We start from the raw sequence: 946 nt of genomic DNA, 5'->3' as shown, positions 1-946 counted from the left end.
GCACGTAGGCCTTGCCCGGCGCCTCGGGATCGGGGTCGTACAACCCCTCCAGGTCCCACCCCCGATCGGCGGGGAACCCGCTGATCGCGTCCTTGCCGGAGGCCACGAGGTCCCACAGCTCGTCCGGGCCGGTCACCCCGCCCGGGAAACGGCAGGCCATCCCGACGATCGCCACCGGCTCGTGCCGGCGGCCCTCCTCGTCGGCGAGTTGCCTGCGGGTCTCCGCCAGCTCGACGGTCGCACGCTTGAGGTAGGCGCGGAGCTTGTCCTCGGTTCCCATCGGTCGGGCCTTTCCGGTCGCGATCATGTAGTCACAGTTCGTTGTCGATGAGGGCGAAGATCTCCTCGTCGGAAGCAGAGTCGATCTTGTCCACCACCGTGTCGGGACGGTCGGTGCCGTCCGGTGCCGCGCCGAATCTGGCCAGGCCGCTCTGCAGCACGGCGACGAGCTTGCTGCGGATGGCCTCCCCGTCGCCGTTGGCGCTGGTGAGCATGGATCCCACGCGTTCGAGCGCGCCGCGCAGCATCTCCTCGGGTGAGGGGGGCGCCGGTGCGAGCGTGCTGAACAGGAACTCGGCGAGCGAGCTGATCGTGGGGTGGTCGAAGACGACGGTGGGCGGCAGGCGCAGCCCGGTGTCGATGTTGAGCCGGTTGCGCAGCTCGACGGCCGTCAGGGAGTCGAAGCCGAGCTGGTTGAAGGCGCGGTCCACGCTGACCTGTTCGGGGTTGCCGTGGGCGAGGACGGCGGCGACGTGGGTGCGGACCCGCTCGGTGAGCATCCGGATCGCCTCGTCCCTGGTGAGGGTGGCGAGCCGGGTCATCAGCTCGGCCACGCCTCCGGGGGCCCCGGGGTTTCCGGTGGCCGTCGCGCGGCGGGGTGCGCGGACCAGTCCGCGCAGGATCGAGGGCAGGTCGCCGGTTTCGGCGCGGGCCCGTAGCCCGGCGG

2 protein-coding genes are annotated in these 946 nt (G+C 71.6%); both read right to left on the bottom strand.

Annotated features, from left to right (window positions below; genetic code table 11):
- Nucleotides 1–307: beta-ketoacyl synthase N-terminal-like domain-containing protein (locus tag ACLQ2R_RS39455; protein WP_425966534.1), on the bottom strand; the 307-nt coding region annotated here is incomplete at its 3' end.
- Nucleotides 308–311: 4 nt separating this feature from the next.
- On the bottom strand, nucleotides 312–946 hold a 635-nt coding region (locus ACLQ2R_RS39450), incomplete at its 5' end, for a phosphopantetheine-binding protein (RefSeq protein ID WP_425966533.1).

This window comes from Streptosporangium sp. DT93 (genome assembly GCF_049844535.1).
Lineage (GTDB): Bacteria > Actinomycetota > Actinomycetes > Streptosporangiales > Streptosporangiaceae > Streptosporangium.
This window is presented reverse-complemented; position numbering and strand designations above follow the sequence as displayed.